Source organism: Burkholderia sp. 28_3, assembly GCF_003253915.1.
Lineage (GTDB): Bacteria > Pseudomonadota > Gammaproteobacteria > Burkholderiales > Burkholderiaceae > Burkholderia > Burkholderia cenocepacia.
This window is the reverse complement of record NZ_QKZF01000010.1, coordinates 71,460-98,225: the sequence shown is the minus strand read 5'-3', so window position 1 is coordinate 98,225 and position 26,766 is coordinate 71,460. Positions and strand designations below refer to the sequence as shown.

The following is a 26,766-nucleotide window of genomic DNA, read 5'->3' as shown; positions in this document are numbered from 1 at the left end:
CTTGAAGCCGCTGACGAAACGATGTCGTCCGCAATCGGAGGATATGTTTGAAGGCGGATGGAGCCAGCGGCTGCTCGGCGGCGGCTACCGCCGACCGCGTCGCGCGGTATCCGGGCAGACGCGCGCGTCGACGGCGACGCAGGCATGTGCGCCGACAAGCGGCCTGCGGCTCAGAGAATCGACCGGTAGGTGCCGCCCTCGACGCGCACCGCGGCGCCATTGGATGCCGCGCCCAAAGGGCTGGCAAGCAGCGCCACCATCGCGGCAATCTCGTCGGCCTCGATCATGCGGGCGATCAGCGAGCTTGGACGATACGTGCCGAAGAAGTGCGATTCGATTTCCGCATCGGTCATATCGGGCCGAGGCGCGGTTTGCCGAAGATACGCGACGATGCCTTCGGATCGCGTGGCGGACGGCAGTACGCTGTTGACGGTCACGCCGGTTCCCTTCGTCAGTTCGGCCATGCCGCGCGAGACCGCGAGTTGGGCCGATTTGCTGACACCGTAGTGCACCATGTCCGGCGGCGTGAACGCACCGACTTCGCTGGACATGAAGATCACACGCCCCCAGTTCTTCGCAAGCATGCGAGGAAAGTAATGCCGTGACAGCCTGACACCCGACATCACGTTGACGTCGATCATTCGCAACCAGTCGTCGTCGGTGATCTCCGCGAACGGCTTCGCTTCGTAGTAGCCGAGATTGTTCACGAGAATATCCGTGTCCGGCTGGGCATCGATCAGTGCCGCGACGCCTCGCTCGCCGCTCACGTCGGCGACGATGCCGCGTACGCTGCCGCGCGGCGCGGCAGCGGAGAGCTCGGCGACGGCTGCGTCGAGCTTGTCTCGTTGCCGCCCCGTGATCGTGACCGCGACGCCTTCCGATGCCAATGTTCGCGCGATCGCCATCCCGATGCCGGCGGTGGCGCCGGTGACGATCGCGGTTTTTCCTTCAAGTTGCAGATCCACGGTTTGCTTCTCCTTTGCTTTACTCATCGAGGAACCGGCACGGCCGGTCCGTTGCACGGCATTACTTGAGCCGCTTCAGCATTTCGCCGGCGACGTCCAGCGCCGACGCCGGATTCTGTCCGGTGATCAATTCGCGGTCGGTCACCATGTGCGCGGTAAACGGCACCTCGTTGCTGCTATAAACGCCACCCGCGCGTTGCAATGCGGTCTGCGGATAGAACTTCATCGCGCCGCCGCCGAGCAGCCCTTTGGCTTGCTCTTCTTCCGCGTTGCTGATCACCGTCATCCGGTAACCGGCATAGATCCATTTCATGTCGCCGTCGCCCGCGTTTCCCGCCGCGAGCTTTCGCGTGAAGCCCGGCGCATCGGGCAGGGTCGACAGCAGCGCAATCGGGCCGTGGCAAACGAGCGCAGTGGTCTTGCCGCGCGCGTGAAAGTCGGCCAGCAATCTGCCGACGGCGGCACTGGTCAACAGGTCCTGCATCGGCGCATGGCCGCCGGGAACATAGACGGCATCGAAGTGCGCGTAACCGATCTGCTCCACCCGCGACAGGCTGATCACCGGGGAGTGCGCGCGCGACGTGATTTGCAGCCGGTCGAGCAACGCGCGGTAGTCGCGCATCGCGTTTTCGTCGCCGTTGAAGTACATCTTGTCGGCCGACGTGACGTCCAGCGTCGGCGCCTTGCCCTCCGGCGTCGCGAAGGTCACCTGGTGGCCGGCATCGAGCAGCGCCTTCACGGGCTGCATCAGCTCGTTCAGGTAGAAGCCCGTCGCGAAGACCTTGCCGTCCTTCAGGTCGAGGTGGTCGGAATCCGACAACACCACAAGCACGTTGGCAGCGTGGGCGCCGTATGCGGCAATGCCGAGGATTGCCGCAACGGCGAGCTTGCGCATCGAATACATCGCTTTCTCCATCGGGAAGTTTCAGGCTTGTCGTGAACGGGTGAGCAACAGATGACGCATCGCGGCGCCCACGCCGGAAGCCGACTGCGGGTTCTGGCCGGTCACGAGCCGTCCGTCGACGACGACCTTTGCGGTCCAGTTCGGTGCGGGATCGTGAAGTGCGCCACGCTGCCTCAACGTACTCGCGAGCAGGAAGGGGACCACGCGATCGAGCTGGACCGCCCGTTCTTCTTCGTCCGTGAATGCGCTCAGATTCTTTCCGGCGACGAGATAGGTACCGTCGTCGAACTTCACGTCGACCAGTGCGGCCGGGCCGTGACATACGGCACCAACCACGCCACCCGCTTCATAGATCGTGCGCGTCACCTTCTCCACGTCGGCGTTGCGGGGAAAATCCCACATTGCGCCATGACCGCCGGCAAAGAAGACCGCCGCATATTTCGACGCGTCGACGTCGCCGAGCCGCTGCGTGTGGCGCAGTGCGTCTCGGAACGCGGCATCGCTCCAATACCGGGCGTTGATTTCGTCATCGAGATCGAGCCCGTCGACGGGCGGTTCACCGCCCTGAATCGATGCGAATTCGACGGGAATGCCGGCCGCGTCGAGTTCGGCCAGCGGATGCGTCACTTCGCCGAGATAGAAACCGGTCGGCTCCCCGGTCGAGCCTTTCCTTGCGTGGCTCGTGAGTACGAATAGAACCGACAGATCCTGCCGGTCGCGATGTTCGCCATTCATGCTGTGCTCCTGGATTTCAATGGGTGACTCGACGATGCAGTCACGACGCACGCACTTTATTTGGCTCGTTCGCGGAGATAAACTGGCGGAAAAGTAAAGCTTTTGTTCTTTGGAGGACAAGATGGCGCGCAAATTCGACCATCTCGGTGACGTGGAAGCATTCGTGACGGTGGTCGAAAAAGGCTCGATGACTGCCGGCGCGGTGGCATTGGGCAGCACGCCTTCCGTGTTGAGCCGGGCCATCACACGCCTGGAAGCCCGGCTGGGCACGCAGTTGCTGCGTCGCTCCACGCGGCGGTTGAGCCTGACGGAGCACGGCCGGCTCTATCTGGAACAATCGCGCGCGGCGTTCCTGCTGATCGATGACGCCGAGCGGGCCATTCAGGGGCACGGCGGTACCTTGACCGGCCATGTCCGGCTGAGCGTACCCACGACGTACGGGCACTATCGTCTGCCGCCGCTGCTTCGGCGGTTCACGCGGGAACACCCGCACGTTCGCGTGGAGTTGAACATCGCGAACCGGAACGTGGATCTCGTGGCCGAGGGCTTCGACCTGGCGATCCGTCTGGGCGAATTGCCGGACAGCGGTCTGGTCGCGCGCAAGCATCGAGGATGCGGCACTGTGCCTGGTCGCGTCGCCCGAGTATGTCGCGCACGCCGGCACGCCCGGAAATGTGGCCGACCTGGAGCACCATCTTTGTTTGCCGTTCATGCTGCCCAGCAGCGGCCGTATCGCACCCTGGGTATTCCGCGACGGCGATCAGGACATCGATTGGCTGCCGGCTTCGAACGTCGCGGTGTCCGACGATGTGCTCGGTGTCGTGTCGATGGCGCAGAGCGGCGCCGGTATATGCCAGACCTACGACTTCATCGTTCAGGATCGGATCCAGGCCGGACATCTCGTCGAAGTGCTGCCCCATCTGCGCGGTCGCACACGGCCGTTTTCGGTCGTCTATGCGCCGCATCGCCGTCTGTCGGCCGCGTCCCGCAACTTGATCGACATGTTGGTCACGTCGGCATCCGAGGCTTGAAGTGCCGGCAATGCCGACGCGAGATTCGACGTGGCGTGACGGGTGCTGCATCGGATGCCTGTATTCGCATCTCATCGAAAGCGACACGAGCCGGACCGAAGCCCCGTATTAACCCTGATTAAAAACACTTATCACGGTGAAAAATTCCGCATCTTCTTGAACCGATATCGGCTCGCTATAGTGGCTCGCTTTCCCGCACGCATCCGCGGCGTGCGCAGACAAACGGCAGGAGCCCCTTGATGACCACCGATACCCGCTTCACCGAAGTCGAGGATCTGATGCCCGCCGCCGGCGGGCTGCGCGAGATCCGTCACCACATCCATCACCACCCCGAACTCGCGTACGAAGAGCACGACACGGCCGCGCTCGTCGCGGACAAGCTCGAGCAATGGGGCTGGCAGGTGACGCGCGGCGTCGGCAAGACGGGTGTCGTCGGCACGCTGAGGGTGGGCGACGGCACGCGCAGCATCGGCATTCGCGCGGACATGGACGCGCTGCCGATCGTCGAGGCGACCGGCCTGCCGTATGCGAGCGGCACGCACGGCAAGATGCACGCATGCGGCCACGACGGCCACACCACGATGCTGCTCGGCGCCGCCCAGCATCTCGCGAAGACGCGCCACTTCTCGGGCACCGTGCACCTGTATTTCCAGCCGGCGGAAGAGCACGGCGTCGACAGCGGCGCGAAGAAGATGATCGACGACGGCCTGTTCGAGCGTTTCCCGTGCGATGCGGTGTTCGGCATGCACAACCATCCGGGCGCGGCGCCCGGCGTATTCCTCACGCGGCGCGGCCCGTTCATGTCGGCGGGCGACAAGGCGATCATCACGATCGAAGGCGTCGGCGGCCACGCGGCGCGGCCGCACCTCACGGTCGATCCGGTCGTCGTCGCGGCGAGCATCGTGATGGCGCTGCAGACGATCGTCGCGCGCAACGTCGACCCGTCGCAGCCGGCGGTCGTCACGGTCGGCTCGATGCACGCGGGCACCGCGAACAACGTGATTCCGAACGGTGCGCGCCTCGAGCTCAGCGTGCGTTCGTTCAGCCCCGACGTGCGCGCGCTGCTCAAGCGCCGCATCACCGAGCTGGCCGAAACGCAGGCCGCGAGCTACGGTGCGACTGCCAACGTCGAGTACATCGAAGGCTATCCGGTCGTCGTCAATACGGATGCCGAAACGGATTTCGCCGCGCAGGTCGCGCGCGAACTCGTCGGCGATGCGCACGTGGTCGAGCAGGCCGACCTGCTGATGGGCAGCGAGGATTTCGCGTTCATGCTGCAGCAGCGACCGGGCTCGTTCGTGCGGCTCGGCAACGGCGAAGGCGAGGACGGCTGCATGGTGCACAACCCGAAATACGACTTCAACGATCGCAACCTGCCGATCGGCGCGGCGTTCTGGACGCGCCTCGTCGAGCGTTACCTCGGACAGTGATCGCGGCGGCGGCGCGCGGCCGGCGCTTCCGGCCGCATTGACAGGAGAGGATAGCGATGCAGAAGGACCATCTCGCGCTGCACCCCGCGACGACGGACGCCGCCGACACCGGCGCGCCGGGCGCGCCTGCCGTCACGCGGCGCGGCGCGATCGCCGCGGCCGTGATCGGCAACTGGCTGGAATTCTTCGATTTCACCGTGTACGGCTTCTTCGCGGTGCTGATCGGCAAGCTGTTCTTCCCGTCGAGCGACCCGACCACGTCGCTGCTGCTGTCGGTCGCGACGTTCGCCGCCGGCTTCTTCACGCGGCCGCTCGGCAGCGTCGTGCTCGGCGTCTACGCGGACCGCAAGGGACGCAAGGCCGCGCTGAACCTGACGATCATGCTGATGGCGCTCGGCACCGGCCTGATCGCGATCGCGCCGACCTATGCGCAGGTGGGCGTCGCCGCGCCGCTGCTCGTCGTGTTCGCGCGCTTGCTGCAGGGTTTCTCACAGGGCGGCGAATTCGGCGCGGCGACGTCGACGCTGCTCGAACAGGGCGGCACGTCGCGTCGCGGGTTCCGCGCGAGCTGGCAGCTCGCGACGCAGGGCGGCGCCGCGCTGATGGGCTCGGGCTTCGCAGCGCTGCTGTCGAACACGATGACGAAGGATGCGCTGGAAGGTTGGGGCTGGCGGCTGCCGTTTCTCGTCGGCGTGCTGATCGCGCCAGTCGGGATGTTTTTGCGCCGCCGGCTCGCGGACGATGCGCCCGGCGACCGCCATCACGGCATCGAGCGCGGCGTGCTGCACGAACTGTTCTCGAAGCACACGCGCACGGTGTTGCTGCTGATGCTCACGGTGATGGGCGGCACGGTGTCGACCTACATCCTGACCTTCTACATGCCGACCTACGCGATCCATACGCTCGGCCTGCCGATGAAGCTGTCGATGTTCGTCGGCGTCGCGTCGGGCTGCGTGATGCTGGTCACGTGCCCGCTGTTCGGCTGGCTGTCGGACCGGCTCGGCAGCCGCCGCCTGCCGATCTTCGTCGGCCGCGGCGTGCTGGTCGCGCTGCTGTTCCCGGCGTTCTGGCTGATGAACCATCATCCGACGCTGTCGGTGATCCTGCCGCTGACCGCGCTGATGCTGCTGTTCTATTCGCTCGGCTCCGCATCGGAAATGGCGCTGATGTGCGAGTCGCTGCCGCGCCACGTGCGCGCGACGGGGATCTCGATCGCGTATGCGCTCGCGGTGACGATCTTCGGCGGCACCGCGCAGCTGATCGCGACCTGGCTCGTGAAGACGACCGGCAGCAAGCTCGCGCCGGCCGGCTACGTGGCCGCGTGCGTGGTGCTGTCGCTGGTCGCGGTCGCGATGCTGCGCGAGACGGCGCGGGAATCGCTGGACTGACGTGCGAGGCGCGATGCGGGCCGCGACGCGGCCCGATGCGCTTACCGCCCGCGCACGACCCTCAGATACGACGCGAGCATCGTCGCGAGTTCCTGCGCGGCCGGCGTCAGCGGCACGGCCGCGCGCTGCAGCAGGCACACGTCCTGCGCGTCGGCCCGTTCGCGCACCGATATCTTCGCGAGCGCGCCGGCGAACGGCCCGTGCCGCGTGATCGCTTCGGTTTCGAGCGCGAGCGAATCGGTCTGCGTGACGATCTGCAGCGTCTCGAACATCCCCTCGACGGTCGCGAGAATCTTCGGCGGCGGCTGGCCGTGCGCGTCGAAGTACGCCAGCAGCCGGTTGACGACCGGGTCGGCGCTCAGGTTCGGCGAGCGCGTGGACACCCATCCATAGGCGGCCAGCTCGGCGAGCGATTGCGCATGCATCGCCGGGTGCCCGTTGCGGCACACGACCACCGGCGCCGACGTGCGCAGCGGCGTGACCGCGAGATCGGTCGTGTCGGTCTGCTTCGCGACCAGCGCGATCGCGAAATCGACCGCGCTTTCGCGCAGCCAGCCGATCATCATCCGCGACGTGCCGGTGCGCAGGTGCACGTCCACCTTGTCGAAGCGCGCGCGGAACGCGGTCAGCACCGGCGCGAACGCGTCGATCAGCGGCTCGGTCACGAGGCCGAGCGTGACGGTGCCTTCGTAGGCGCCGCTCAACTGACGGATTTCCCGCTCGACCTGCTCGCATTCGCCGAGGATCGCACCGGACCGCGCGAGCAGCCGCTGGCCGACGGCCGTTGGCACGATCCCGCGGTTGGTACGCGTGAACAGCGTCGCGCCGAGCGTCGCCTCGAGGCCCTGCAGTTGCTGCGTGACGCCGCTTTGCGCGAGATCGAGCGCGCGGGCGGCCGCGCGCAGGCTGCCGTGCTCGACGACGGCCTGGAAGATGCGGAGCTGGGACAGCGTGAACGCCATGGGAAGCAGCGAGGCCGGTGATCGGAAATACCGATCATGATAAGTCAGCCGATGGTTCCGGCGCTGGCCGCGGGCTTCTACGATCGCAGGCAGTCCGGCTCATGCCGTTCGTTCCTTTTCCTGCCTATCGTCGACCATGAAACGTTTCCTTGCCCCGCTCGTTTCCCTGTGCATTGGCCTGGCCGCCACGTCCGCGTCCGCGCTCGATGCGCCCGTGGTGCGACTCGGCATCGACCCGACCTACCCGCCGATGGACGCGAAGGCGCCCGACGGCAGCCTGAAGGGCTTCGACGTCGATCTCGGCAACGAAATCTGCCGCCGCGCGCAGTTGCGCTGCCAGTGGGTCGAGCTCGAATTCTCCGGGATGATCCCCGCGTTGCAGGCGCGCAAGATCGACGCGATCCTGTCGTCGATGGCGATCACCGCGAAGCGCGAGAAGCAGATCCTGTTCTCGTCGAAGCTGTTCCGCTTCAAGTCGCGGCTCGTCGCGCGGCCCGGCAGCGGGCTCGACGGCACGGCGGCGTCGCTGGCCGGCAAGCGCGTCGGCGTGCAGTCCGGCACGCAATTCGAATCGTGGGCGCTCGCGCACTGGGCGCCGGCCGGCGTCGGCGTGGTGCCGTACAAGAGCCAGGACGACGTGTTCGCCGATCTCGTCAACGGCCGCCTGGACGCGGCGCTGCTCGGCACCGTGGAAGCCGATTACGGGTTCCTGCGCCAGCCGCGCGGCAAGGGTTTCGCATTCGTCGGCGCGCCGCTCGACATGGGCGATCGCGGCGTCGGCATCGGCATGCGGCAGTCCGATACCGCGCTGAAGGCGTCGATCGACGGCGCGATCGCGTCGATGCTGAAGGACGGCACGTACAACCGGATCGCGAAGCAGTATTTCGATTTCAACCCGTACGGCGACTGAGCGCCGTGCCGGCCCGTTGCCCCGATTCCCTGCTTTCATCCATTCGAGACCCTCGATGCAGATTCGCACCACGCCACTCCTGTCGCCGTCGATCGGCACGCAACGCACGCTGACGAGCTTTCATTTCGGGCCGGCCGACAGCGGCCGCAAGATCTACCTGCAGGCCGCGCTGCACGCGGACGAGACACCCGCGATGCTCGCGGCGGTCGTGCTCAAGCAGCGCCTCGCGCAGCTCGACGCCGAAGGGCGGCTCGCGGCCGAAATCGTGCTCGTGCCGGTGTCGAACCCGGTCGGCCTCAATCATCATCTGCTCGGGCAGTTCATCGGCCGGTTCGATCTCGCGAGCGGCCGCAACTTCAATCGCGGCTTCCTGCCGCTCGCGGAGATCGCCGCGCGTGCGCGCGACCGGCTGGGCGACGACGGCGCGCGCAATCGCGCGATCGTGCGCGAATGCGTCGGCGCGGCGCTCGACGAAATCGCGCCGCGCACCGAATTCGATGCGCTGCAGCTGGCGCTGCTGAAGCTGTCGCACGACGCCGACGTCGTGATCGACCTGCATTGCTCGCTCGAAGCGGTGATGCACGTCTACACGAGCGATACCGCGTGGCCGGAGGTCGAGCCGCTCGCGCGTTATCTCGGTGCCGAGGTGTCGCTGCTCGCCGAGGATTCGGGCGGCCATGCGTTCGACGATGCACATCATCTGCTGTGGTCACGGTTGCGCGCGTATTTGCCGGACGGCACGCCGATGGCGGCCGGCACCGTGGCCGTGACGGTCGAGTGCCGCGGCCAGCGCGACGTGACGTACGAATACGCGCAACGCGACGCCGGCGCGCTCGTCGACTATCTCGTGTGGTGCGGCGCGGTGCGCGGCGAACGCGCGCCGCTGCCGCCGCTGGCCGCGCCGGCCACGCCGCTCGCGGGCAGCGAGCAGTTTTATGCGCCGGTGAGCGGGATCCTCGTGCACCGCGCGGCGATCGGCGCGACGATCCGTGCCGGCGATCCGCTGTTCGACATCGTCGATCCGCTGACGGACGCGATCACGACGATCTCGAGCGCGACCGATGGCGTGTTCTACATGCGCCGCGCGATCCGCTTCGTGACGGCCGGCGCGCCGCTCGGCCGCGTGACGGGCACGGTGCCGGTGCGAAAGGGGATGCTGCTGGGCGCGTGATCGAGGCGGTGGCCTGCCGACGCGATGCAATTTCGTTCTCGTCAGATTGACCGTGTTCGAGCGCGTTACTAAATTGTGCGACGCGGAGTGCGCTCCGTGTTCCGTGAGAAGAACGTTGCAGAGATCAGAGTTTGAGCGGGCGGCCTGTGCCGCCCGTCTTTTTTTGTTCGGTGACTTGTCGTGTCACGGATACGACGATCGGGCAGGGTGCTCAGCCACGTCGCGCCACCAGCTCCGATACCGTCTGCGCGGCCTGCTGCAGCGGCCCGAGAAACTCCTTCACCATCTGCTTCGCGGTATGCCGCTGCGCGTTGCCGCTGATGTTCATCGCGGCGATGACCTGCCCGCGCCGGTTGCGGATCGGCGCGGACAGCGACATCAGCCCCACTTCGAGTTCCTGGTCGACCACGGCCCAGCCCTGCTGGCGCACCTGCGCGATCGCCGCCTTCAGTTCGCCGATGTCGGTGATCGTGCGCGGCGTGTGCGCGCGGATGGCGCTCTGCGCGAGCGTGTCGTCGAGCGTCGCATCGTCGAGCGCGGACAGCAGCACGCGGCCCATCGACGTGCAGTATGCAGGCAGCCGGCTGCCGATCGACAGGTTGATCGTCATGATCTTGCGGGTCGGCACGCGCAGTACGTAGACGATCTCGGTGCGGTCGAGCACCGCGGCCGAGCAGCTTTCGTGGATCTGCGCGGACAGTTGCTCCATCACCGGATCGGCGAGATTCCAGAACGGCATCGACGTGAGATACGCGAAGCCGAGCTCGAGGATCTTCGGCGTGAGCCGGAACAGCCGGCCGTCGGCCTCGACGTAGCCGAGCGTCTGCAGCGTGAGCAGGATCCGGCGCGCGCCCGCGCGCGTGAGGCCGGTGGCCGATGCGACCTCGGTGAGCGTCTGTTCCGGGCGTGCCGCGTCGAACGCGCGGATCACCGCGAGGCCGCGCGCGAACGACTGCACATAGGAGTCGCCGGGTTTCGTCTGAATATCGTCGGTTGTCATGAGCGCCTGGAATGTCGTGCAGCCGAGAAGATAGCGCATGGGGCCCGACACGCCAACCGCCTGGCCGACCGTGCCCTTGACAGGTCGTCCCCGCACTCCCTATGATGCGTTGAACGTTCGATACACGATCTTATGTTCGTATGTAGAACATTTAAGCGCATCCCGGCGGGCAATGCAAGGGGCGCGCCCTGTTCATTTCCCAGCCTTTCACGGGACCGGAGACACTGATGACCGAAGCTTTTCTGTGTGATGCGATCCGTACGCCGATCGGGCGTTACGGTGGTGCACTGTCCGGCGTGCGCGCCGACGATCTGGGCGCGGTGCCGCTCAAGGCGCTCGTTGAGCGCAACCGCGACGTCGACTGGACGGCGATCGACGACGTGATCTACGGCTGCGCGAACCAGGCCGGCGAGGACAACCGTAACGTGGCACGCATGTCGGCGCTGCTGGCGGGCTTGCCGGAGGGCGTGCCGGGTTCGACGATCAACCGCCTGTGCGGTTCCGGGATGGACGCGGTCGGCGTGGCCGCGCGCGCGATCAAGTCGGGCGAAGCCGCGCTGATGGTCGCGGGCGGCGTCGAGAGCATGACGCGCGCGCCGTTCGTGATGGGCAAGGCTGCGAGCGCGTTCGCGCGCCAGGCCGACATCTACGACACGACGATCGGCTGGCGCTTCGTCAATCCGTTGATGAAACAGCTGCACGGCGTCGATTCGATGCCGGAAACCGCCGAGAACGTCGCGGTCGACTACAACGTCAGCCGCGCGGATCAGGACCTGTTCGCGCTGCGCAGCCAGCAGAAGGCCGCGCGGGCGCAGCAGGACGGCACGCTGGCCGAAGAAATCGTGTCGGTCACGATTGCTCAGAAGAAGGGCGATCCGGTGATCGTGTCGCGCGACGAGCATCCGCGCGAGACGTCGCTCGAAGCGCTCGCGAAGCTGAAGGGCGTCGTGCGCCCGGACGGCTCGGTGACGGCCGGCAACGCGTCGGGCGTCAATGACGGCGCCGCCGCGCTGCTGCTGGCGAACGAGGCAACCGCGAAGCGCTTCGGCCTGACGCCGCGCGCCCGCGTGCTGGGGATCGCGACGGCCGGCGTCGCGCCGCGCGTGATGGGCATCGGCCCGGCGCCGGCTACGCAGAAGCTGCTCGCGCGGCTCGGGATGACGATCGACCAGTTCGACGTGATCGAGCTGAACGAAGCGTTCGCGTCGCAAGGTCTCGCGGTGCTGCGCATGCTCGGCGTCGCCGATGACGATCCGCGCGTGAATCCGAACGGCGGCGCGATCGCGCTCGGCCACCCGCTCGGCGCATCGGGCGCGCGCCTCGTGACGACCGCGATGTACCAGTTGCATCGCACGAACGGCCGCTTCGCGCTGTGCACGATGTGCATCGGCGTCGGCCAGGGCATCGCGATCGCGATCGAACGCGTCTGAGCGGCGTAATGCGGTGATGCGGGCGGTGCGCGGCCGGATCCGCGCCGCTTGACCGCTGCGCCGTTTCCGCCACGATGGGCGGCACGAGGTGTCTCGTGCCGCCCATCGTCGTTAACCGGCCTGCGACGCTTGCCTGAGCCGCGCGTCGAGGGCGTCGATCTCGGTGTCCGCGAACACCTCGATGCCATGCGCGCGCAGCAGCGCCGCCGTGACGCCGGCGCCCGCGTGGCGCCGGTTCTCGAAACTTCCGTCGTAAATGAACGTGCTGCCGCACGACGGGCTGCCGTCGGCGAGGATCGCGAAGCGGCAATCGTGCGCCTGCGCGAGGGCCAGCGCGGTTTGCGCGCCGGCAACGAACGGGGTCGTCACGTCGGTGCCGTTCACGTCGACGATACGTGCGTGACCCGACAGCACCTGCTGCCCCGATGCGCCGCCGGCGATCTCGGCAGGCGGGCGCGGCACGCCGAGGCCGCCCGCGAGTTCGGGGCAGACGGCCACGAGCCGCCCTTCGCGTTGCCAGCGTTCGAGCGCTTCGTGCGCGGCGGTCTTCGCCGCGCCGTTGTAACGCACCGGATGGCCGACCACGCACATGCTGACGAGGATCTTCGGCGGGGCGGGCGGTGGCGGCTCGTGGTTCAATGTCGCGCTCCGTGACGGTTGATGGCGATTGTGGCAGAGCGAAAAATTCTACGCGTCATTCCCGTGCCGGGCCGTCAGGCCGTCGGCCCTTCGAGGTGAATGTCCTCGGGCTCGAGCGCGTAAAGCTCGGGATCGGGCGCCATGCTGACCGTGAAGCCGAGCCGCAGGTAGAAGTCGATCGTGTGCCGCGACGGCGTGGCCGACACATACAGGCGCTCGGTGCCCATTGCACGTGCCTGCACCTGGGCCGCGCGATAGAGCTGTACGCCGAGCCCGCAGCCGCGCCAGTCGTGGCTCACATGCAGGAATTTCAGCTGCAGCATGTCGCGCCGCGGGCCGAGCGGCCGGCTGTCGACGACGACGGCCGCGACGAGCCGCGTGCCGTCGAACCGGCCGAGAAACCAGCCGCCGCGGTCGTGGCAGTCGAGCAGGATTGGCGTGTAGTGATCGGCTTCGCCGTCGGGCCAGCCGGCCACGTCGTAGAACTCGGGCACGAGATGCAGCGCGCCGTCGCGCAGCACGTACAGGTGCTCGATGATTTCGCGGCGGTCGATGGTCCACACGAGCGGCACGTCGTCGCGGGCCAGCAGGCGGGCCGACAGCGCGTCGCGTTCGGCGGCGGTGCGGCGGGTCATGCGGCCGCCCGCTGCGCGGCGATTGCGTACATCAACGGCAGGCGCGGCATGCCTTCGGGCGGCACCATCCGGCGGCCCTCCAGCTCGCGCATGCCGTCGAAGCCCTTCCAGCCGTTCGCGTACGGATATTCGTTCAGGCGCTCGATCGTGAGCCCGGCCGAGATCAGCGCATTCACCACGTCGCCGATGCCCCACATGAACTCGTAGCTCGGATGCGGGTTCGCGAAATCGACGATGCCCGGGTGGTCGTGCTGCGCGCCGAGCCCCGTGCCGGACGCCGCGACGTAATCGCCGACGCCCGCGGGTTCCTCGGTCGCGTCGCCGTTGAAGTAGTCGTAGCGCGGTTGCCACTGTTCGTCGAAATACAGTGAGAACGGATGGAACTCGATCATCGCGAAGCGGCCACCCGGTGCGAGCAGCGAGGCGATCCCGCGCGCCCATGCGCTCAGGTCGGACAGCCAGCAGATCGCGCCGTACGACGTGAACACGCGATCGAAGCGCTCGCCGCGCGCGGCGGCTTCGGGCATCCAGTCGAGTACGTCGGCGCGCTCGAACCGCGCGGGCAGGCCCGCGTCGGCCGACAGTCGCCGCGCGAAGTCGATCGCCTCGTCGGAGATGTCGACACCGGTTGCATCCGCGCCGTCGCGCACGAGGCTCAGCGTGTCCTGCCCCGCGTTGCATTGCAGGTGCAAGAGCCGCAGACCGGTGAGATCGCCGAGCAGTTCGCGTTCTTCCGGAAACAGCGTCGAGCCGCCATTGCGGAAAAATGCAGCCTGATCGCCTTTATGGCTGTTATGCGCGACCGTCGCCGTATTCCAGGACAGCCGATTCAGTTCGTGCAATGCCTTTTTCATGGAATTCGAATTCAGGTGGAATGGAGCAGGATAAGTCAAATCGTTTCGCCGCGCGCAACGGATGCTGGCATTGGCGCATCGGGCCGAGCGTTGTGGCAAGTTGATAAACGCGTGTCGGGATTATCGCCGGATTATTTGATCGAAATCATGGCAATGGCTGGATTGCCCATTTTATGCGCAAAGGAATTAAGGTTTTCCGATGAATTGCCGACAGTAAGGACGAGAGTGTCGTAAAGCGTTCAACCGTTTTTCGGCTACTGAGCGCGACTTCAGCGCGGCGCGGACGACAGATCCGCCTTTCGGAGCCTTGCATGCGCAACAACCAGCCCGTTACCCAACAGGAATTCGATTTTCCCGACGACGTCACGCTGATGTCGACGACCGATGCCGACAGCATCATCACCTACGCAAACACGACGTTCGCGCAGGTGAGCGGGTTCTCGAACGAAGAGCTCGTCGGCCAGCCGCACAACGTGGTGCGTCACCCGGACATGCCGAAGGAGGCGTTCGCCGATATGTGGGCGACGCTCAGGCGCGGTGAGCCCTGGACCGCGCTCGTGAAGAACCGCCGCAAGAACGGCGATCACTACTGGGTGCGCGCGAACGCGATTCCGGTGATGCGCAACGGCGCGCCGCAAGGCTACATGTCGGTGCGCACGAAGGCGCCGCACGACGAGACCCAGGCCGCGGAAGCGCTGTATCGCGCGTTTCGCGAAGGCAAGGCCGGCCGGCGCCGGTTCCACAAGGGGCTCGTCATCCGTACCGGGCTGCTGCGGCTCGCATCGCTGTCGCAGACGATGTCGGTGCGCGCACGCGTGCATTCGGCGCTGTGCGTGCTGGCGCCGGCCGTCGTCGGCGCGGGCTGGGCCTGCGGGCTGGCCGGCGGCGGGCTCGCGGCGTTTGCCGGCGTGACGGTCGGCGTGGCGGCGGCCGCCGGCTGGTGGCTCGACGCGCAGATCGTGCAACCGCTGAAACGGCTGCACGAGCAGGCGCTGAACGTCGCGACCGGCGAGAGCCGGCGCGGCGTGCGGATGAATCGCGTCGACGAGATCGGCATGACATTGCGCACGATCAACCAGCTCGGGCTGATGTTCCGCTGGCTCGTCGACGACGTCAGCGAGCAGGTGCACAACGTGCAGCGCGCGAGCAACGAGATCGCGCAGGGCAACAACGATCTGAGCGCGCGCACCGAGCAGGCCGCGTCGAGCGTGCAGGAAACGGCCGCGTCGATGGCCGAGATGACGGCCACCGTGTCGAGCAATGCGGAGACGGCGCTGCAGGCGAATCAGCTGTCCGTGTCCGCGAGCGAGGCGGCCGAGCGCGGCGGGCAGGCGGTCAGCGAGGTCGTCGCGACGATGAGCGAGATCACCGACAGCTCGCGCAGGATTGCCGACATCATCGGCGTGATCGACGGCATCGCGTTCCAGACCAACATCCTCGCGCTGAACGCGGCGGTCGAGGCGGCGCGTGCGGGCGAACAGGGTCGTGGTTTCGCGGTGGTCGCCGGCGAGGTGCGCGCGCTCGCGCAGCGCAGCGCGAACGCCGCGAAGGAAATCAAGACGCTGATCGGCGCGAGTGTCGAGCGGGTCGAGTCGGGTGCGCGGCGCGTGGACGAGGCGGGCCGGACGATGGAGGACATCGTCACGCAGGTGAAGCGCGTGTCGGATCTGATTGCGGAGATCAGCTCGTCGACGGCCGAGCAAAGTACGGGTGTCGCGCAGGTCGACCAGGCGGTCGTGCACCTGGACAACATCACGCAGCAGAACGCGGCGCTCGTCGAACAGAGCACGGCGGCGTCGGAGAGCCTGAAGCAGCAGGCGACGCGGCTCGTGGATGCGGTGAACGTATTCAGATGATGCCGAAAGGGGGCGCGACGTGCGGGTTCGATCGATGAATGCCGGATGTCGCGCCCAGCGCTTATCCAGGGTTGAGGATTGGGTCGAACGGCGAAAAATGAGAAATATTCTTATTTCCAATTGACTGTTCGTGTATTCAATCACGCCGAAATCACGACGGGAAATAATCAGACGAATGGCCGGAAAACCTTTGTCGGACAAGGCGTTGCGTTTTATCCGTGAACAAATTATTCGGTAAAAACAAGTTGATTCATATTTAATGCATATTTACCCGAATACGGCATAATGTTTTCGTCGAATGTGCCGAAAGTGCAGGAGCCCGACTCACACGCATGCGAATCGATCGCCATGCGCGGAGTCTCGAATCAATCGACGAGCGGACGCAAGATCCGCCACCCGGAGCTCCACACCATGCGCAACAACCAGCCCGTCACGCAACGCGAATTCGAATTTGCCGACGATGCGACGCTGATGTCGACGACCGATGCCGACAGCTACATCACGTACGCGAACGCGGCGTTCATCCAGGTCAGCGGCTTTTCTCCCGAGGAAATCGAAGGCCAGCCGCACAACGTGGTACGTCACCCGGATATGCCGAAGGAGGCGTTCGCCGACATGTGGGCGACGCTCAAGGGCGGCGAGCCGTGGACCGCGCTCGTGAAGAACCGCCGCAAGAACGGCGATCACTACTGGGTGCGCGCGAACGCGATTCCGGTGATGCGTAACGGGCAGCCGAAAGGCTACATGTCGGTGCGCACGAAGGCGACGCGCGACGAGATCGCGGCCGCCGAGGCGCTGTATCGCGATTTCCGCGAAGGCAAGGCCGGCAGCCGCCGGTTCCACAAGGGATTGATCGTGCGCACGGGCGCGATGCGCGTCGCGTCGCTGTTCCAGACGATGTCGGTGCGCGCCCGGCTGGTGTCGACGCTATGCGTGCTCGCGCCGGCGGTCATCGGCGCCGGCTGGGCGGGCGGGTTGACCGGCGGCGGGCTCGCGGCGTTCGCCGGCGCGGCGATCGGCGTGACGGCGGCGGCCGGGCTGTGGCTCGACGCGCAGATCGTGCGGCCGCTTCGACAGTTGCGCGACGAGGCGTTGCGCGTGGCGACCGGCGAGAGCCGCAGCGGCGTGCGGATGAACCGGGTCGACGAGATCGGCATGACGCTGCGCACGATCAACCAGCTCGGGCTGATGTTCCGCTGGCTCGTCGACGACGTCAGCGAACAGGTGCTGAACGTGCAACGCGCGAGCAACGAGATCGCGCAAGGCAACAACGACCTGAGCGCACGCACCGAGCAGGCGTCGACCAGCGTGCAGCAGACGGCCGCGTCGATGGCCGAGATGACGGCGACCGTGTCGAGCAATGCGGAGACGGCGTTGCAGGCGAATCAGTTGTCCGTGTCCGCGAGCGAGGCGGCCGGGCGCGGCGGGCAGGCGGTGAACGAAGTCGTCGCGACGATGAACGACATCACCGACAGCTCCCGCAAGATCGCGGACATCATCGGCGTGATCGACGGCATCGCGTTCCAGACCAACATCCTCGCGTTGAATGCGGCGGTCGAGGCGGCGCGCGCGGGCGATCAGGGGCGCGGTTTCGCGGTGGTCGCCGGCGAGGTGCGGGCGCTCGCGCAGCGCAGCGCGAACGCGGCGAAGGAGATCAAGACGCTGATCGGCGCCAGTGTCGAGCGGGTCGAGTCGGGTGCGCGGATCGTCGATGGCGCGGGCAAGACGATGGAGGACATCGTCACGCAGGTGAAGCGCGTGTCGGATCTGATTGCGGAGATCAGCTCGTCGACGGCCGAGCAGAGCACGGGTGTCGCGCAGGTCGACCAGGCGGTCGTGCACCTGGACAACATCACGCAGCAGAACGCGGCGCTCGTCGAACAGAGCACGGCGGCGTCGGAAAGCCTGAAGCAGCAGGCGACGCGGCTGGTCGAGGCGGTGAACGTATTCCGCTGATCGCGGGGAAGGGAGGGTGACGCGGGCGCGACGGAGAGGCGCCGGCCCGCGTCGGGCCGCCCGGTTCCGGCCGGGCGGCGAGGGCCTGTCGCCGGGAAGCGACCGGCCCCGAACCGTCAGACGGCCAGGCAGAGGTACTTGATCACGACGTAGTCGTCGATGCCGTAGTGCGAGCCTTCGCGGCCGAGGCCCGACTGCTTGACGCCGCCGAACGGCGCGACTTCGTTCGAGATCAGGCCCGTGTTCACGCCGACCATCCCGTATTCGAGCGCTTCGGCCACCTTCCACACGCGACCGATGTCACGGCTGTAGAAGTACGCGGCGAGGCCGAACTCGGTGTCGTTCGCGAGGCGGATCACTTCGTCGTCGCTGCCGAACTTGAACAGCGGCGCGAGCGGCCCGAACGTTTCTTCCTTCGCGACCTTCATCGCCGGCGTGACGCCCGTCAGCACGGTCGGCTCGAAGAAGCCGTGGCCGAGCGCATGGCGCTTGCCGCCCGTCACGACGGTCGCGCCCTTCGCGAGCGCGTCCTCGATGTGCGCCTCGACCTTCAGCACGGCCGCTTCGTTGATCAGCGGGCCCTGCGTGACGCCCGGCTCCGTGCCGCGGCCGACCTTCAACTGGCCGACGGCCGCCGCGAGCTTCTGCGCGAACTGGTCGTATACGGCTTCGTGTACGTAGAAGCGGTTCGTGCACACGCACGTCTGGCCGCTGTTGCGGTACTTCGACGCGATCGCGCCCTGCACGGCCGCATCGAGATCGGCGTCGTCGAACACGATGAACGGCGCGTTGCCGCCGAGCTCCAGCGACACCTTCTTGACCGTCGCCGCGCATTGCGCCATCAGCAGGCGGCCGACCGGCGTCGAGCCCGTGAACGACAGCTTGCGCACGATCGGGTTCGACGTCAGCTCGCCGCCGATCGCCTTCGGGTCGCCCGTGACGACGCTGAACACGCCGGCCGGCACGCCCGCGCGCTCGGCGAGCACCGCCATCGCGAGCGCGGAGAACGGCGTGGCCTCGGCCGGCTTCACGACGATCGGGCAGCCGGCCGCGAGCGCCGGGCCGACCTTGCGCGTGATCATCGCCGCCGGGAAGTTCCACGGCGTGATCGCCGCGCATACGCCGATCGCTTCCTTCGTCACGACGATGCGCTTGTCGCTCGCCGGCGTCGGGATCGTGTCGCCGTACACGCGCTTGCCTTCCTCGGCGAACCATTCGAGGAACGACGCCGCGTAGCCGATCTCGCCCTTCGCTTCGGCCAGCGACTTGCCTTGCTCGGTCGTCAGGATCAGCGCGAGGTCGTCGGCGTTTTCCATCATCAGGTCGTGCCACTTGCGCAGGATGACCGCACGCTCCTTCGCGGTCTTCTTGCGCCATGCGGGCCAGGCGGCGTTCGCGGCGTCGATCGCGTGACGTGTCTCGGCCGCGCCCATCGCCGGCACGGTGCCGAGCAGGCCGCCGGTGGCCGGGTTGCGGACGTCGAACGTCTCGCCGTTCGTCGCGCCTTGCCATTCGCCGTTGACGTACGCCTGCTGGCGGAACAGCGACGGATCTTTCAGTGCCAGGGTTTCCTGAACAGTGCTCATATGAATCACCTGCTTCGAAAAGGACGGATGAAAACGGCCGCCGCCGTCTTCACGACGGCGGCGGCGCATTCAGTTGCGGCGGACGGGAACTCAGGCCGGCACGCCGACCGTTTCCTTCAGCACTTCCTCGAGGATCACGAGCGCTTCGTCGAACACGGCTTGCGGGATCGTCAGCGGGAACAGGAAGCGCACGACGTTCGAGTACACGCCGCACACGAGCAGCAGCAGGCCGCGCTCGAGCGCACGCGCCTGCACGCGCTTCGTGAATTCGGCATCCGGCTCGCCCGAACCCGGCTTCAGGAATTCGACCGCGATCATCGCGCCCGGGCCGCGCACGTCGGCGATCTGCGGCACGTCGGCCTGCAGCGCGTTCAGCTTCGCCTTCAGCACGTCGCCGAGTTGCGTCGCGCGCTCGCACAGCTTCTCTTCGTCGATGATCTCGAGCACCGCGTGCGCCGACGCGACCGCCAGCGGGTTGCCCGCGTAGGTGCCGCCGAGGCCGCCGGGGGCGGCCGCGTCCATCACGTCCGCACGGCCGACGACGCCCGACAGCGGCATGCCGCCCGCGAGGCTCTTCGCCATCGTGATCAGGTCGGCCAGCACGTCGTAGTGCTGCATCGCGAACAGCTTGCCGGTACGTGCGAAGCCCGTCTGCACTTCGTCGGCGATCAGCAGGATGCCGTGTTCGTTACAGATCTTGCGCAGCGCGCGCACGAATTCGGCCGGCGCCGGGTTGAAGCCGCCTTCGCCCTGGACCGGTTCGAAGATGATCGCGGCGACGCGCTTCGGATCGATGTCGGCCTTGAACAGCATCTCGATCGCCTTGATCGAGTCGGCCGTCGTCACGCCGTGCAGTGCGTTCGGGTACGGCGCGTGGAACACGTCGCCCGGGAACGGGCCGAAGTTCAGCTTGTACGGGGCGACCTTGCCGGTCAGCGCCATGCCCATCATCGTGCGGCCGTGGAAGCCGCCCGAGAATGCGATCACGCCCGGACGGCCGGTCGCCGCACGTGCGATCTTGATCGCGTTCTCGACGGCTTCGGCGCCGGTCGTGAAGAACGCGGTCTTCTTCGGGAAGTCGCCCGGCGCGCGTTCGTTGATCTTTTCCGCCAGCTCGACGTACGACGCGTACGGGACGATCTGGTAAGCGGTGTGCGTGAAGCTGTTCAGTTGATCCGCGATCGCCTTGACGATCTTCGGGTGGCGGTGGCCCGTGTTCAGCACCGCGATGCCGGCGGCGAAATCGATGAAGCGGCGGCCTTCGACATCCCACAGCTCCGCGTTCTCGGCGCGGGCGGCGTAGAAATCGCACATCACGCCGACGCCGCGCGGGGTGGCGGCGTTCTTGCGGGCCTGCAGGTCGGCATTCTTCACGGTCATCTCCTTGATGTTCTGTCCGGTGGGTAGGAAATCGGGCGCCTTGGCAGCCCATGGAGGCGACTATAATCACATTTGGCTCTGGCAATCAGAGCCATTTCAATAAATATTCAGGAGCCAATCATGCGCGCGAGCGTGTTGTCGGACTGGCTGGCGCAGCGCCTCGTGCGCGGCGGCGAACAGCCGATCTACCGGCAGCTTCACCGGCTGCTGCAACAGGCGATCCTGTCGCGCGAACTGCCGGCCGGCACGCGTGTGCCGTCGTCGCGGCTGCTGGCCGCCGAGCTCGGGATCGCGCGCAACACGGTCACGCAGGTTTACGAACAGCTGGCGCTCGAAGGCTATGTGAACTCGGCGACGGGGCGCGGCACGTTCGTCGCCGACAGCGCGCCGGACGAGATCGTCGGCGCGCCGCCCGACGCGGGCGCCGGCCCGGCCGTCGTGACGCCGTCCGTACGGCGGCTGTCCGCGCGCGGCACGCGGCTCGTCGAAGGCGCCGGCGTGTCGAAGCGCCAGGGCGGCGCGTTCATGCCGGGCGTGCCCGATGTGTCGCGATTTCCGGCGCGTGTGTGGACGCGGCTGCACAACAAGTACTGGCGACGCCTGCGCCCCGACCTGCTGACCTACGCGCCCGGCGGCGGGCTCGCGCTGCTGCGCGAGTCGCTGGCCGACTACCTGCGCACGTCGCGCTCGGTGCGCTGCACGCCCGAGCAGATCGTGATCACGACCGGCATCCACCAGTCGATCGACCTCGCGGTGCGGCTGCTGACCGACCCGGGCGACGCGATCTGGACCGAGGACCCGTGCTACTGGGGCGTGCGCAGCGTGCTGAACGTGTCGGGGCTGACCACGCGGCCGATTCCGGTCGACGACGAAGGCATCGCGCCGTCGGCCGCCGATCTCGCCGAGCCGCCGAAGCTGATGCTCGTCACGCCGTCGCACCAGTATCCGCTCGGGATGGTGATGAGCCTCGCGCGGCGGCGGATGCTGCTCGAATACGCGCGCCAGCACGGCTGCTGGATCATCGAGGACGACTACGACAGCGAATTCCGCTACGGCAGCCGGCCGCTCGCGTCGCTGCAGGGGCTCGACACGGCCGGGCAGGTGATCTACGTCGGCAGTTTCGGCAAGACGCTGTTCCCGGGGCTGCGGGTCGGCTATCTGGTCGCGCCGGAGCCGCTCGCGGAAAGTTTCGCGACCGCGAGCGCCGAGTTGTATCGCGAAGGGCAGCTGCTGCAGCAGGCCGTGCTCGCCGAATTCATCGCGGAAGGGCACTTCGTGTCGCACATCCGCAAGATGCGCACGCTGTACGGACAACGCCGCGAGGTGCTGCTCGACGCGGTCGCGCGGCGCTACGGCGATACGCTGCACGCGCTCGGCAGCGACGCCGGGCTGCATCTCGTCACGCAATTGCCGGCCGGCGTCGACGATCGCGCGGTCGCGCAGGCCGCGCTCGAACGCAACATCGTGGTGCGGCCGCTGTCCGGGTACTACGCGGATCGCGAGCGTGCCGCATCGGGTTTGCTGCTCGGCTATGCGTGCGTGCCGGAAGACGAGATCGCGACCGCGTTCGCGACGCTTGCCGAGGCGATCGACGAGCGGGCGTTCGACAAGGTGGCGGCGGCGGTGTGAGGCGGACGGACAGCCGCGCCGCCGGCGGGCCGAATCGTGCTGCCCGCGGTGCGGGGAACAGGCGTGTGCCGCGACGCGCGAGACGTTCGCCGATGCGCGGATTCGCGTGGAGCCGGTTCGACGCGTCCGGCAGTGTCAGCGGCGGCCGCTGGCCCGCTGTTTAAAGCCGGATCAACGCCGCGCCCGCGACCACCAGCGCGCAGGCGGCGAGCCGCTGCGCACCGGGCCGCTCGCGCATCACGAACCAGCCGATCGCGACCGCGAAGATCGAGCTCGTTTCGCGCAGCGCCGACACGGTCGCGACCGGCAGGTGCCGATACGCGAGGATCACGATCCCGTATGCGGCGAGCGAGATCGTGCCGGCGATCGCGCCCTGCGTGAGCGCGGTGCGCGAGCCGAGCACCGCGCGCGGGCCGCCGCGCACCGCGCAGACGAGCACGAGCTGCGGCACGCTCCACAGCAGATACACCCACGCGATATAGCCGAGCGCGCTGCCGGACACGCGCGAGCCGATCCCGTCGCAGATCGAATACGCGGCGATGAACACGCCCGTGAGCAGCGCATACGGCACGCCTTCGCCGGAGAACCGCAAGCCGCGCCGCAGCGCGAGCGACATGATGCCGATCGATACGAGCGCGATGCCCGCGAAGCCGAACGGCGTCGGCCGTTCGTGCAGCATCGCGAGCGCGAGGACCGATACGAGCAGCGGCGAGATCCCGCGCGCGATCGGATAGATCTGCCCGAATTCGCCGTTGCGGTACGCGCGCGCCAGCGTGAAGCAGTACGCGACCTCGAGCACGGCGGACGCGACGACGTACGGCCACGCGGCGGGCGCCGGCGCGGGCAGCAGCACGGCGCCGGCGATGCCGAACGCGAGATACGGCAGCGACATCGTGCCGAGCTGGACCAGCCGGTCTTCGCTGACGTGGAGGAACGCGTTCCAGATGGCGTGCAGCAGCGCGGAGCACAGCACGAGGCCGATGAAGAAGTGATCCATGAACGAACGGGCGGACGAAGGCGGGAGCGGGCAGCGCCGTCAATTATGTGGGTATCGGGCGCGCTCGCGCGGAATTGTCGATAATAGAACGTTGTTATTCACCGGATGCCGACGATGACCGAAGCCACCCAAGCCCAGCCTGCCGTTCCGCGCCTCACGAGCCTGTCGCACGGGGGCGGCTGCGGCTGCAAGATCGCGCCGGGCGTGCTGTCCGAGCTGCTCAAGCGCGCGACGCCGCCCGCGCTGTTCCCGGATCTGCTGGTCGGCACCGAGACGTCCGACGACGCGGCGGTCTACCGGCTCAACGACGAGCAGGCGATCGTCGCGACCACCGATTTCTTCATGCCGATCGTCGACGATCCGTTCGACTTCGGCCGCATCGCGGCCACCAACGCGCTGTCCGACGTCTATGCGATGGGCGGCAAGCCGATCCTCGCGCTCGCGCTGGTCGGCATGCCGATCAACGTGCTGCCGCACGAGACGATCGCGGCCGTGCTGCGCGGCGGCGAATCGGTGTGCGCGGATGCCGGCATTCCGGTCGCGGGCGGTCATTCGATCGATTCGGTCGAGCCGATCTACGGGCTCGCGGCGATCGGCGTCGTGCATCCGTCGCGCGTGAAGCGCAACGCGGCCGCGCGCGCGGGCGACGTGCTCGTGCTCGGCAAGCCGCTCGGCGTCGGCGTGCTGTCGGCCGCGCTGAAGAAGAACCAGCTCGACGCCGACGGCTACGCGCAGATGGTCGCGACGACCACCAAGCTGAACCGGCCGGGCGCCGAGCTCGCCGCGCTGCCGGGCGTGCATGCGCTGACCGACGTCACCGGCTTCGGGTTGCTCGGCCATACGCTCGAACTGGCGCGCGGCGCGCAGCTCACCGCGCGCGTGCACTATGCGTCGCTGCCGTGGCTCGCGGGCGTCGAGACGTTCGTTGCCGATGGTGTGTTCACCGGCGCGTCGGGCCGCAACTGGGCCGCGTACGGCACTGACGTACGGCTCGCCGACTGGCTGCCGCCCGTCGCGCAGGCGCTGCTGACCGATCCGCAGACGTCGGGCGGGCTGCTGGTCGCGTGCGCGCCGGAGGCGGTCGACGACGTGCTCGCGTGCTTCCGTGCCGACGGCTTCGACCGCGCGGCCGTGATCGGCGAGATGGCGGACGGGCCCGCACGCGTCGACGTCGCCTGACGCCGGATTCATACCGCTTATCGTTTCGACGTCGCTGGAATCGATGCCTTCCATCGACGGTATTGATGCCATCGACGACCGATGAACGACTTCCTGTTCGGGCTGATGATCGCGCTGTCGGTCGGGCCCGTCGCGCTGATGATCGCGAACTACGGCATGCGCGCCGGCACGGCGACCGGCGTGCGCGCGGCGATCGGGGTGGCCGCTGCCGACGGCTGTTATGCGGTCGTCGCGTTCACCATCGGCGCGCTGCTCGCGGGCACGCTCGCGTCGCATCTGTCGCTGTTCCGCCTGGTCGGTGCGTGCGTGCTGCTCGCGATGGGCGCGCGGATGCTGTGGCAGGCGCTGCGTGACCGGCGCCGCACGCTCGATGGCGACGTCCCGCCGCCGCCGGGCAATCGCCCGTTCATGTCGATGTTCTTCGTCACGCTCGCGAACCCGCTGACCATCCTGCTGTTCTACGGCTATGCGACCGCTGCCGCCGGCGCGCATCGGCACTGGCTGCTCGGCGCCGCGTGCGTGTTCGCGGGCAGTCTCGCCGGGCAGCTCGTGTTCGCGTTCGGCGGCAGCGCGATCGGGCGTTTCGTGAAATCGCCTGCGTGGCTCGCGGCGAGCCATGGGGTCGCCGCACTCGTCGTGCTCGGCTACGGCGTCGCGGGGCTGATGCGCGTGTAGCGCGGCGCGAAGCGGCCGACGTCGCGCACGGCGACGAACCCGATAGCATTCCTGATGTTTGCAAGGCCGCGACGAATGCGCGATTTTCCGTCGCGCAACACGCCTCCGTTCGCACGAAACACCGCCAGCCGTTTCGTAGTCGGGTTCCGCATCGCGTACGCCCGTTCTATACTCGTCGCGCAGTCTCCGAGAGCCGTTCTCACCCAACATCACCGAAACAAGGAACGCCGATGCTGACTCGCTCCATCCTTTCCGCCGCCGCATTCTCGCTTGCCGCCTGTGCGACCGCGCCGTCGATCGCGCAGGACAACCAGGGCAACGATGCAGGCAATGCAGCATTCGCCGAGACCGGCTCGCATGGCCGCCCGGTCAAGGTCATGATCATCACGATGTTCGGCCCGGAAGGCCAGGCATGGCTCGACCGGCTCGGCCCGTGGCGCGACATCACCGTGCCGGGCCTGTCGCCCGACTATCCGGCTGTCCACTGCAACAAGCAGGACGTGTGCGTGGTCACGACCGGGATGGGCTATGCGAACGCGTCGGCGACGATCATGGCGCTCACGTTCTCGCCACGCTTCGATCTGCGCCGCACCTATTTCCTGATCTCGGGCATCGCGGGCGTCGACCCCGCACAGGGCACGGTCGGATCGGCCGCGTGGTCGAAATACCTCGTCGATTTCAGCCTGCAGTGGGAGCTCGATGCGCGCGAGATTCCGGCCGGGTGGAACACCGGCTTTCTCGGCATCAACACGAAGAGCCCGAACGACAAGCCGCCGCTCGACTATCGCACCGAAGTGTTCCAGCTCAACCCGCAGCTGACCGACGCCGCGTACGCGCTGTCGCGCAACGTCGTGCTCGCCGATAGCGCCCAGGCGCAGGCTGCGCGCGCGAAGTTCACGTATGCGCCGGCGAACCGGCCGCCGACGGTGATCCAGTGCGATACGTCGTCGGGCAACACGTGGTTCTCGGGCACGCTGATCGGAGAGCGCGCGCGTCAGTGGACCAAGATCCTGACGGACGGCAAGGGCACCTACTGCATGACCGCGCAGGAGGACAACGCGACGTATGAAGCGCTCAAGCGCGCGGCGAGCGTGAAGCGGGTCGACCTGTCGCGTGTGGCCGTGCTGCGCACCGGGTCCGATTTCGATCGGCCGTACGCGGGGCAGACGAGCGCCGACAACCTGCTGAACTACGCGGACCAGGGCGGCTTCGCCCCGGCGACCGAAAACCTGTACCGCGCGGGCAATCCGCTGGTGCAGGACATCGTCACGCACTGGGGCGAATGGCGCGACGGCGTGCCGCGTCGTTGACGGCCGGACGATGACTCAGCCGGCGGTCAACGCAGTCAATGCGATTGCGGGGCCGAACGGAACGGCGTCCAGACCGGCGTGGTGTCGTCCCAGTGATCGAGCGGCGAAGGAAGTTGATCGTTCATCATGTGCTCCTGCAACTAA

Annotated in this window: 22 protein-coding genes and 1 pseudogene; 12 read left to right on the top strand and 11 right to left on the bottom strand. The window is 67.4% G+C overall.

The genetic code is table 11. The features are described 5' to 3' along the window. Positions 1 to 170: 170 nt before the first annotated feature. The 3 genes from DFS13_RS21450 to DFS13_RS21440 all read right to left on the bottom strand — a co-directional run bounded on the left by DFS13_RS21450 (position 171) and on the right by DFS13_RS21440 (position 2,604). Positions 171 to 965, bottom strand: coding sequence for an SDR family NAD(P)-dependent oxidoreductase (locus tag DFS13_RS21450; RefSeq protein ID WP_048987665.1), 795 nt, complete (start codon positions 963 to 965; stop codon positions 171 to 173). A gap of 61 nt (positions 966 to 1,026) precedes the next feature. After that, the gene (locus DFS13_RS21445; RefSeq protein WP_230205719.1) at positions 1,027 to 1,881 is read right to left on the bottom strand and encodes a type 1 glutamine amidotransferase domain-containing protein; all 855 of its coding nucleotides are present in this window, start codon (positions 1,879 to 1,881) and stop codon (positions 1,027 to 1,029) included. Positions 1,882 to 1,890: 9 nt separating this feature from the next. Then, positions 1,891 to 2,604, bottom strand: a complete 714-nt coding sequence (locus DFS13_RS21440) for a type 1 glutamine amidotransferase domain-containing protein (RefSeq protein WP_006482622.1) — start codon at positions 2,602 to 2,604, stop codon at positions 1,891 to 1,893. A gap of 121 nt (positions 2,605 to 2,725) precedes the next feature. Here DFS13_RS21440 and DFS13_RS21435 point away from each other — a divergent pair. The 3 genes and pseudogenes from DFS13_RS21435 to DFS13_RS21425 all read left to right on the top strand — a co-directional run bounded on the left by DFS13_RS21435 (position 2,726) and on the right by DFS13_RS21425 (position 6,453). Next, positions 2,726 to 3,635, top strand: a pseudogene (locus tag DFS13_RS21435) (LysR family transcriptional regulator). Positions 3,636 to 3,874: 239 nt separating this feature from the next. Then, positions 3,875 to 5,065: a M20 aminoacylase family protein gene (locus DFS13_RS21430; RefSeq protein ID WP_006482607.1), complete on the top strand. Its 1,191-nt coding sequence runs from the start codon at positions 3,875 to 3,877 to the stop codon at positions 5,063 to 5,065. Between the two features lie 56 nt (positions 5,066 to 5,121). After that, on the top strand, positions 5,122 to 6,453 hold the full coding sequence (locus DFS13_RS21425; protein WP_006482620.1) for an MFS transporter: 1,332 nt from the start codon (positions 5,122 to 5,124) through the stop codon (positions 6,451 to 6,453). Positions 6,454 to 6,494: 41 nt separating this feature from the next. Here DFS13_RS21425 and DFS13_RS21420 read toward each other — a convergent pair whose 3' ends face one another. Then, on the bottom strand, positions 6,495 to 7,415 hold the full coding sequence (locus DFS13_RS21420; protein WP_006482592.1) for a LysR family transcriptional regulator: 921 nt from the start codon (positions 7,413 to 7,415) through the stop codon (positions 6,495 to 6,497). 136 nt (positions 7,416 to 7,551) lie between these two features. Between DFS13_RS21420 and DFS13_RS21415 the strand changes: the two genes are divergently transcribed. Further along, positions 7,552 to 8,325, top strand: coding sequence for a transporter substrate-binding domain-containing protein (locus DFS13_RS21415; RefSeq protein ID WP_006482624.1), 774 nt, complete (start codon positions 7,552 to 7,554; stop codon positions 8,323 to 8,325). A gap of 55 nt (positions 8,326 to 8,380) precedes the next feature. Continuing rightward, positions 8,381 to 9,496 (top strand): succinylglutamate desuccinylase/aspartoacylase family protein, encoded by a 1,116-nt coding sequence (locus tag DFS13_RS21410; RefSeq protein ID WP_069352623.1) that lies wholly within the window; start codon positions 8,381 to 8,383, stop codon positions 9,494 to 9,496. A gap of 211 nt (positions 9,497 to 9,707) precedes the next feature. On the opposite strand, the gene DFS13_RS21405 is transcribed toward DFS13_RS21410, so the two are convergent. Continuing rightward, a complete protein-coding gene (locus DFS13_RS21405; RefSeq protein ID WP_006482577.1) occupies positions 9,708 to 10,496 on the bottom strand; it encodes an IclR family transcriptional regulator in 789 nt (262 codons plus the stop codon). Positions 10,497 to 10,723: 227 nt separating this feature from the next. Here DFS13_RS21405 and pcaF point away from each other — a divergent pair, with 227 nt between their 5' ends. Continuing rightward, entirely contained in the window at positions 10,724 to 11,926 is a 1,203-nt protein-coding gene (gene pcaF / locus DFS13_RS21400; protein ID WP_006494221.1) for a 3-oxoadipyl-CoA thiolase, read from the top strand. Positions 11,927 to 12,037: 111 nt separating this feature from the next. Here the strand turns inward: pcaF and DFS13_RS21395 are convergent, their stop codons facing one another. The 3 genes from DFS13_RS21395 to DFS13_RS21385 form a co-directional block, all read right to left on the bottom strand. Next, on the bottom strand, positions 12,038 to 12,565 hold the full coding sequence (locus DFS13_RS21395; RefSeq protein WP_060211008.1) for a DUF523 domain-containing protein: 528 nt from the start codon (positions 12,563 to 12,565) through the stop codon (positions 12,038 to 12,040). Between the two features lie 74 nt (positions 12,566 to 12,639). Beyond that, on the bottom strand, positions 12,640 to 13,200 hold the full coding sequence (locus DFS13_RS21390) for a GNAT family N-acetyltransferase (RefSeq protein ID WP_111442094.1): 561 nt from the start codon (positions 13,198 to 13,200) through the stop codon (positions 12,640 to 12,642). Beyond that, complete coding sequence (locus tag DFS13_RS21385) at positions 13,197 to 14,054, bottom strand: class I SAM-dependent methyltransferase (protein WP_111442093.1); 858 nt, start codon at positions 14,052 to 14,054, stop codon at positions 13,197 to 13,199. The genes DFS13_RS21390 and DFS13_RS21385 overlap by 4 nt, the downstream gene beginning before the upstream one ends. A 311-nt stretch (positions 14,055 to 14,365) precedes the next feature. Here DFS13_RS21385 and DFS13_RS21380 point away from each other — a divergent pair, with 311 nt between their 5' ends. Then, positions 14,366 to 15,910 carry a PAS domain-containing methyl-accepting chemotaxis protein gene (locus tag DFS13_RS21380; RefSeq protein WP_006494225.1) on the top strand — a complete coding sequence of 515 codons (1,545 nt, stop codon included), beginning with the start codon at positions 14,366 to 14,368 and terminating at the stop codon, positions 15,908 to 15,910. Between the two features lie 411 nt (positions 15,911 to 16,321). Next, positions 16,322 to 17,866 carry a PAS domain-containing methyl-accepting chemotaxis protein gene (locus DFS13_RS21375; protein WP_006494226.1) on the top strand — a complete coding sequence of 515 codons (1,545 nt, stop codon included), beginning with the start codon at positions 16,322 to 16,324 and terminating at the stop codon, positions 17,864 to 17,866. 116 nt (positions 17,867 to 17,982) lie between these two features. Here DFS13_RS21375 and gabD read toward each other — a convergent pair whose 3' ends face one another. Beyond that, complete coding sequence (gene gabD, locus DFS13_RS21370) at positions 17,983 to 19,452, bottom strand: NADP-dependent succinate-semialdehyde dehydrogenase (RefSeq protein WP_012493582.1); 1,470 nt, start codon at positions 19,450 to 19,452, stop codon at positions 17,983 to 17,985. A 90-nt stretch (positions 19,453 to 19,542) separates the two neighbouring features. After that, a complete protein-coding gene (locus tag DFS13_RS21365; RefSeq protein ID WP_060263351.1) occupies positions 19,543 to 20,832 on the bottom strand; it encodes a 4-aminobutyrate--2-oxoglutarate transaminase in 1,290 nt (429 codons plus the stop codon). A 120-nt stretch (positions 20,833 to 20,952) separates the two neighbouring features. On the opposite strand from DFS13_RS21365, the gene DFS13_RS21360 reads away from it, so the two are divergent. Next, a complete protein-coding gene (locus DFS13_RS21360; RefSeq protein WP_006491984.1) occupies positions 20,953 to 22,461 on the top strand; it encodes a PLP-dependent aminotransferase family protein in 1,509 nt (502 codons plus the stop codon). A 160-nt stretch (positions 22,462 to 22,621) separates the two neighbouring features. Here DFS13_RS21360 and DFS13_RS21355 read toward each other — a convergent pair whose 3' ends face one another. Beyond that, positions 22,622 to 23,458: a DMT family transporter gene (locus DFS13_RS21355; protein WP_062910281.1), complete on the bottom strand. Its 837-nt coding sequence runs from the start codon at positions 23,456 to 23,458 to the stop codon at positions 22,622 to 22,624. A 114-nt stretch (positions 23,459 to 23,572) separates the two neighbouring features. On the opposite strand from DFS13_RS21355, the gene selD reads away from it, so the two are divergent. The 3 genes from selD to DFS13_RS21335 all read left to right on the top strand — a co-directional run bounded on the left by selD (position 23,573) and on the right by DFS13_RS21335 (position 26,622). Beyond that, on the top strand, positions 23,573 to 24,637 hold the full coding sequence (selD, locus tag DFS13_RS21350; RefSeq protein WP_111442128.1) for a selenide, water dikinase SelD: 1,065 nt from the start codon (positions 23,573 to 23,575) through the stop codon (positions 24,635 to 24,637). Between the two features lie 81 nt (positions 24,638 to 24,718). Next, the gene (locus DFS13_RS21345) at positions 24,719 to 25,312 is read left to right on the top strand and encodes a LysE family translocator (protein WP_058902351.1); all 594 of its coding nucleotides are present in this window, start codon (positions 24,719 to 24,721) and stop codon (positions 25,310 to 25,312) included. A 230-nt stretch (positions 25,313 to 25,542) separates the two neighbouring features. Next, on the top strand, positions 25,543 to 26,622 hold the full coding sequence (locus DFS13_RS21335) for a purine nucleoside permease (protein WP_006494232.1): 1,080 nt from the start codon (positions 25,543 to 25,545) through the stop codon (positions 26,620 to 26,622). Positions 26,623 to 26,766 lie beyond the last annotated feature (144 nt).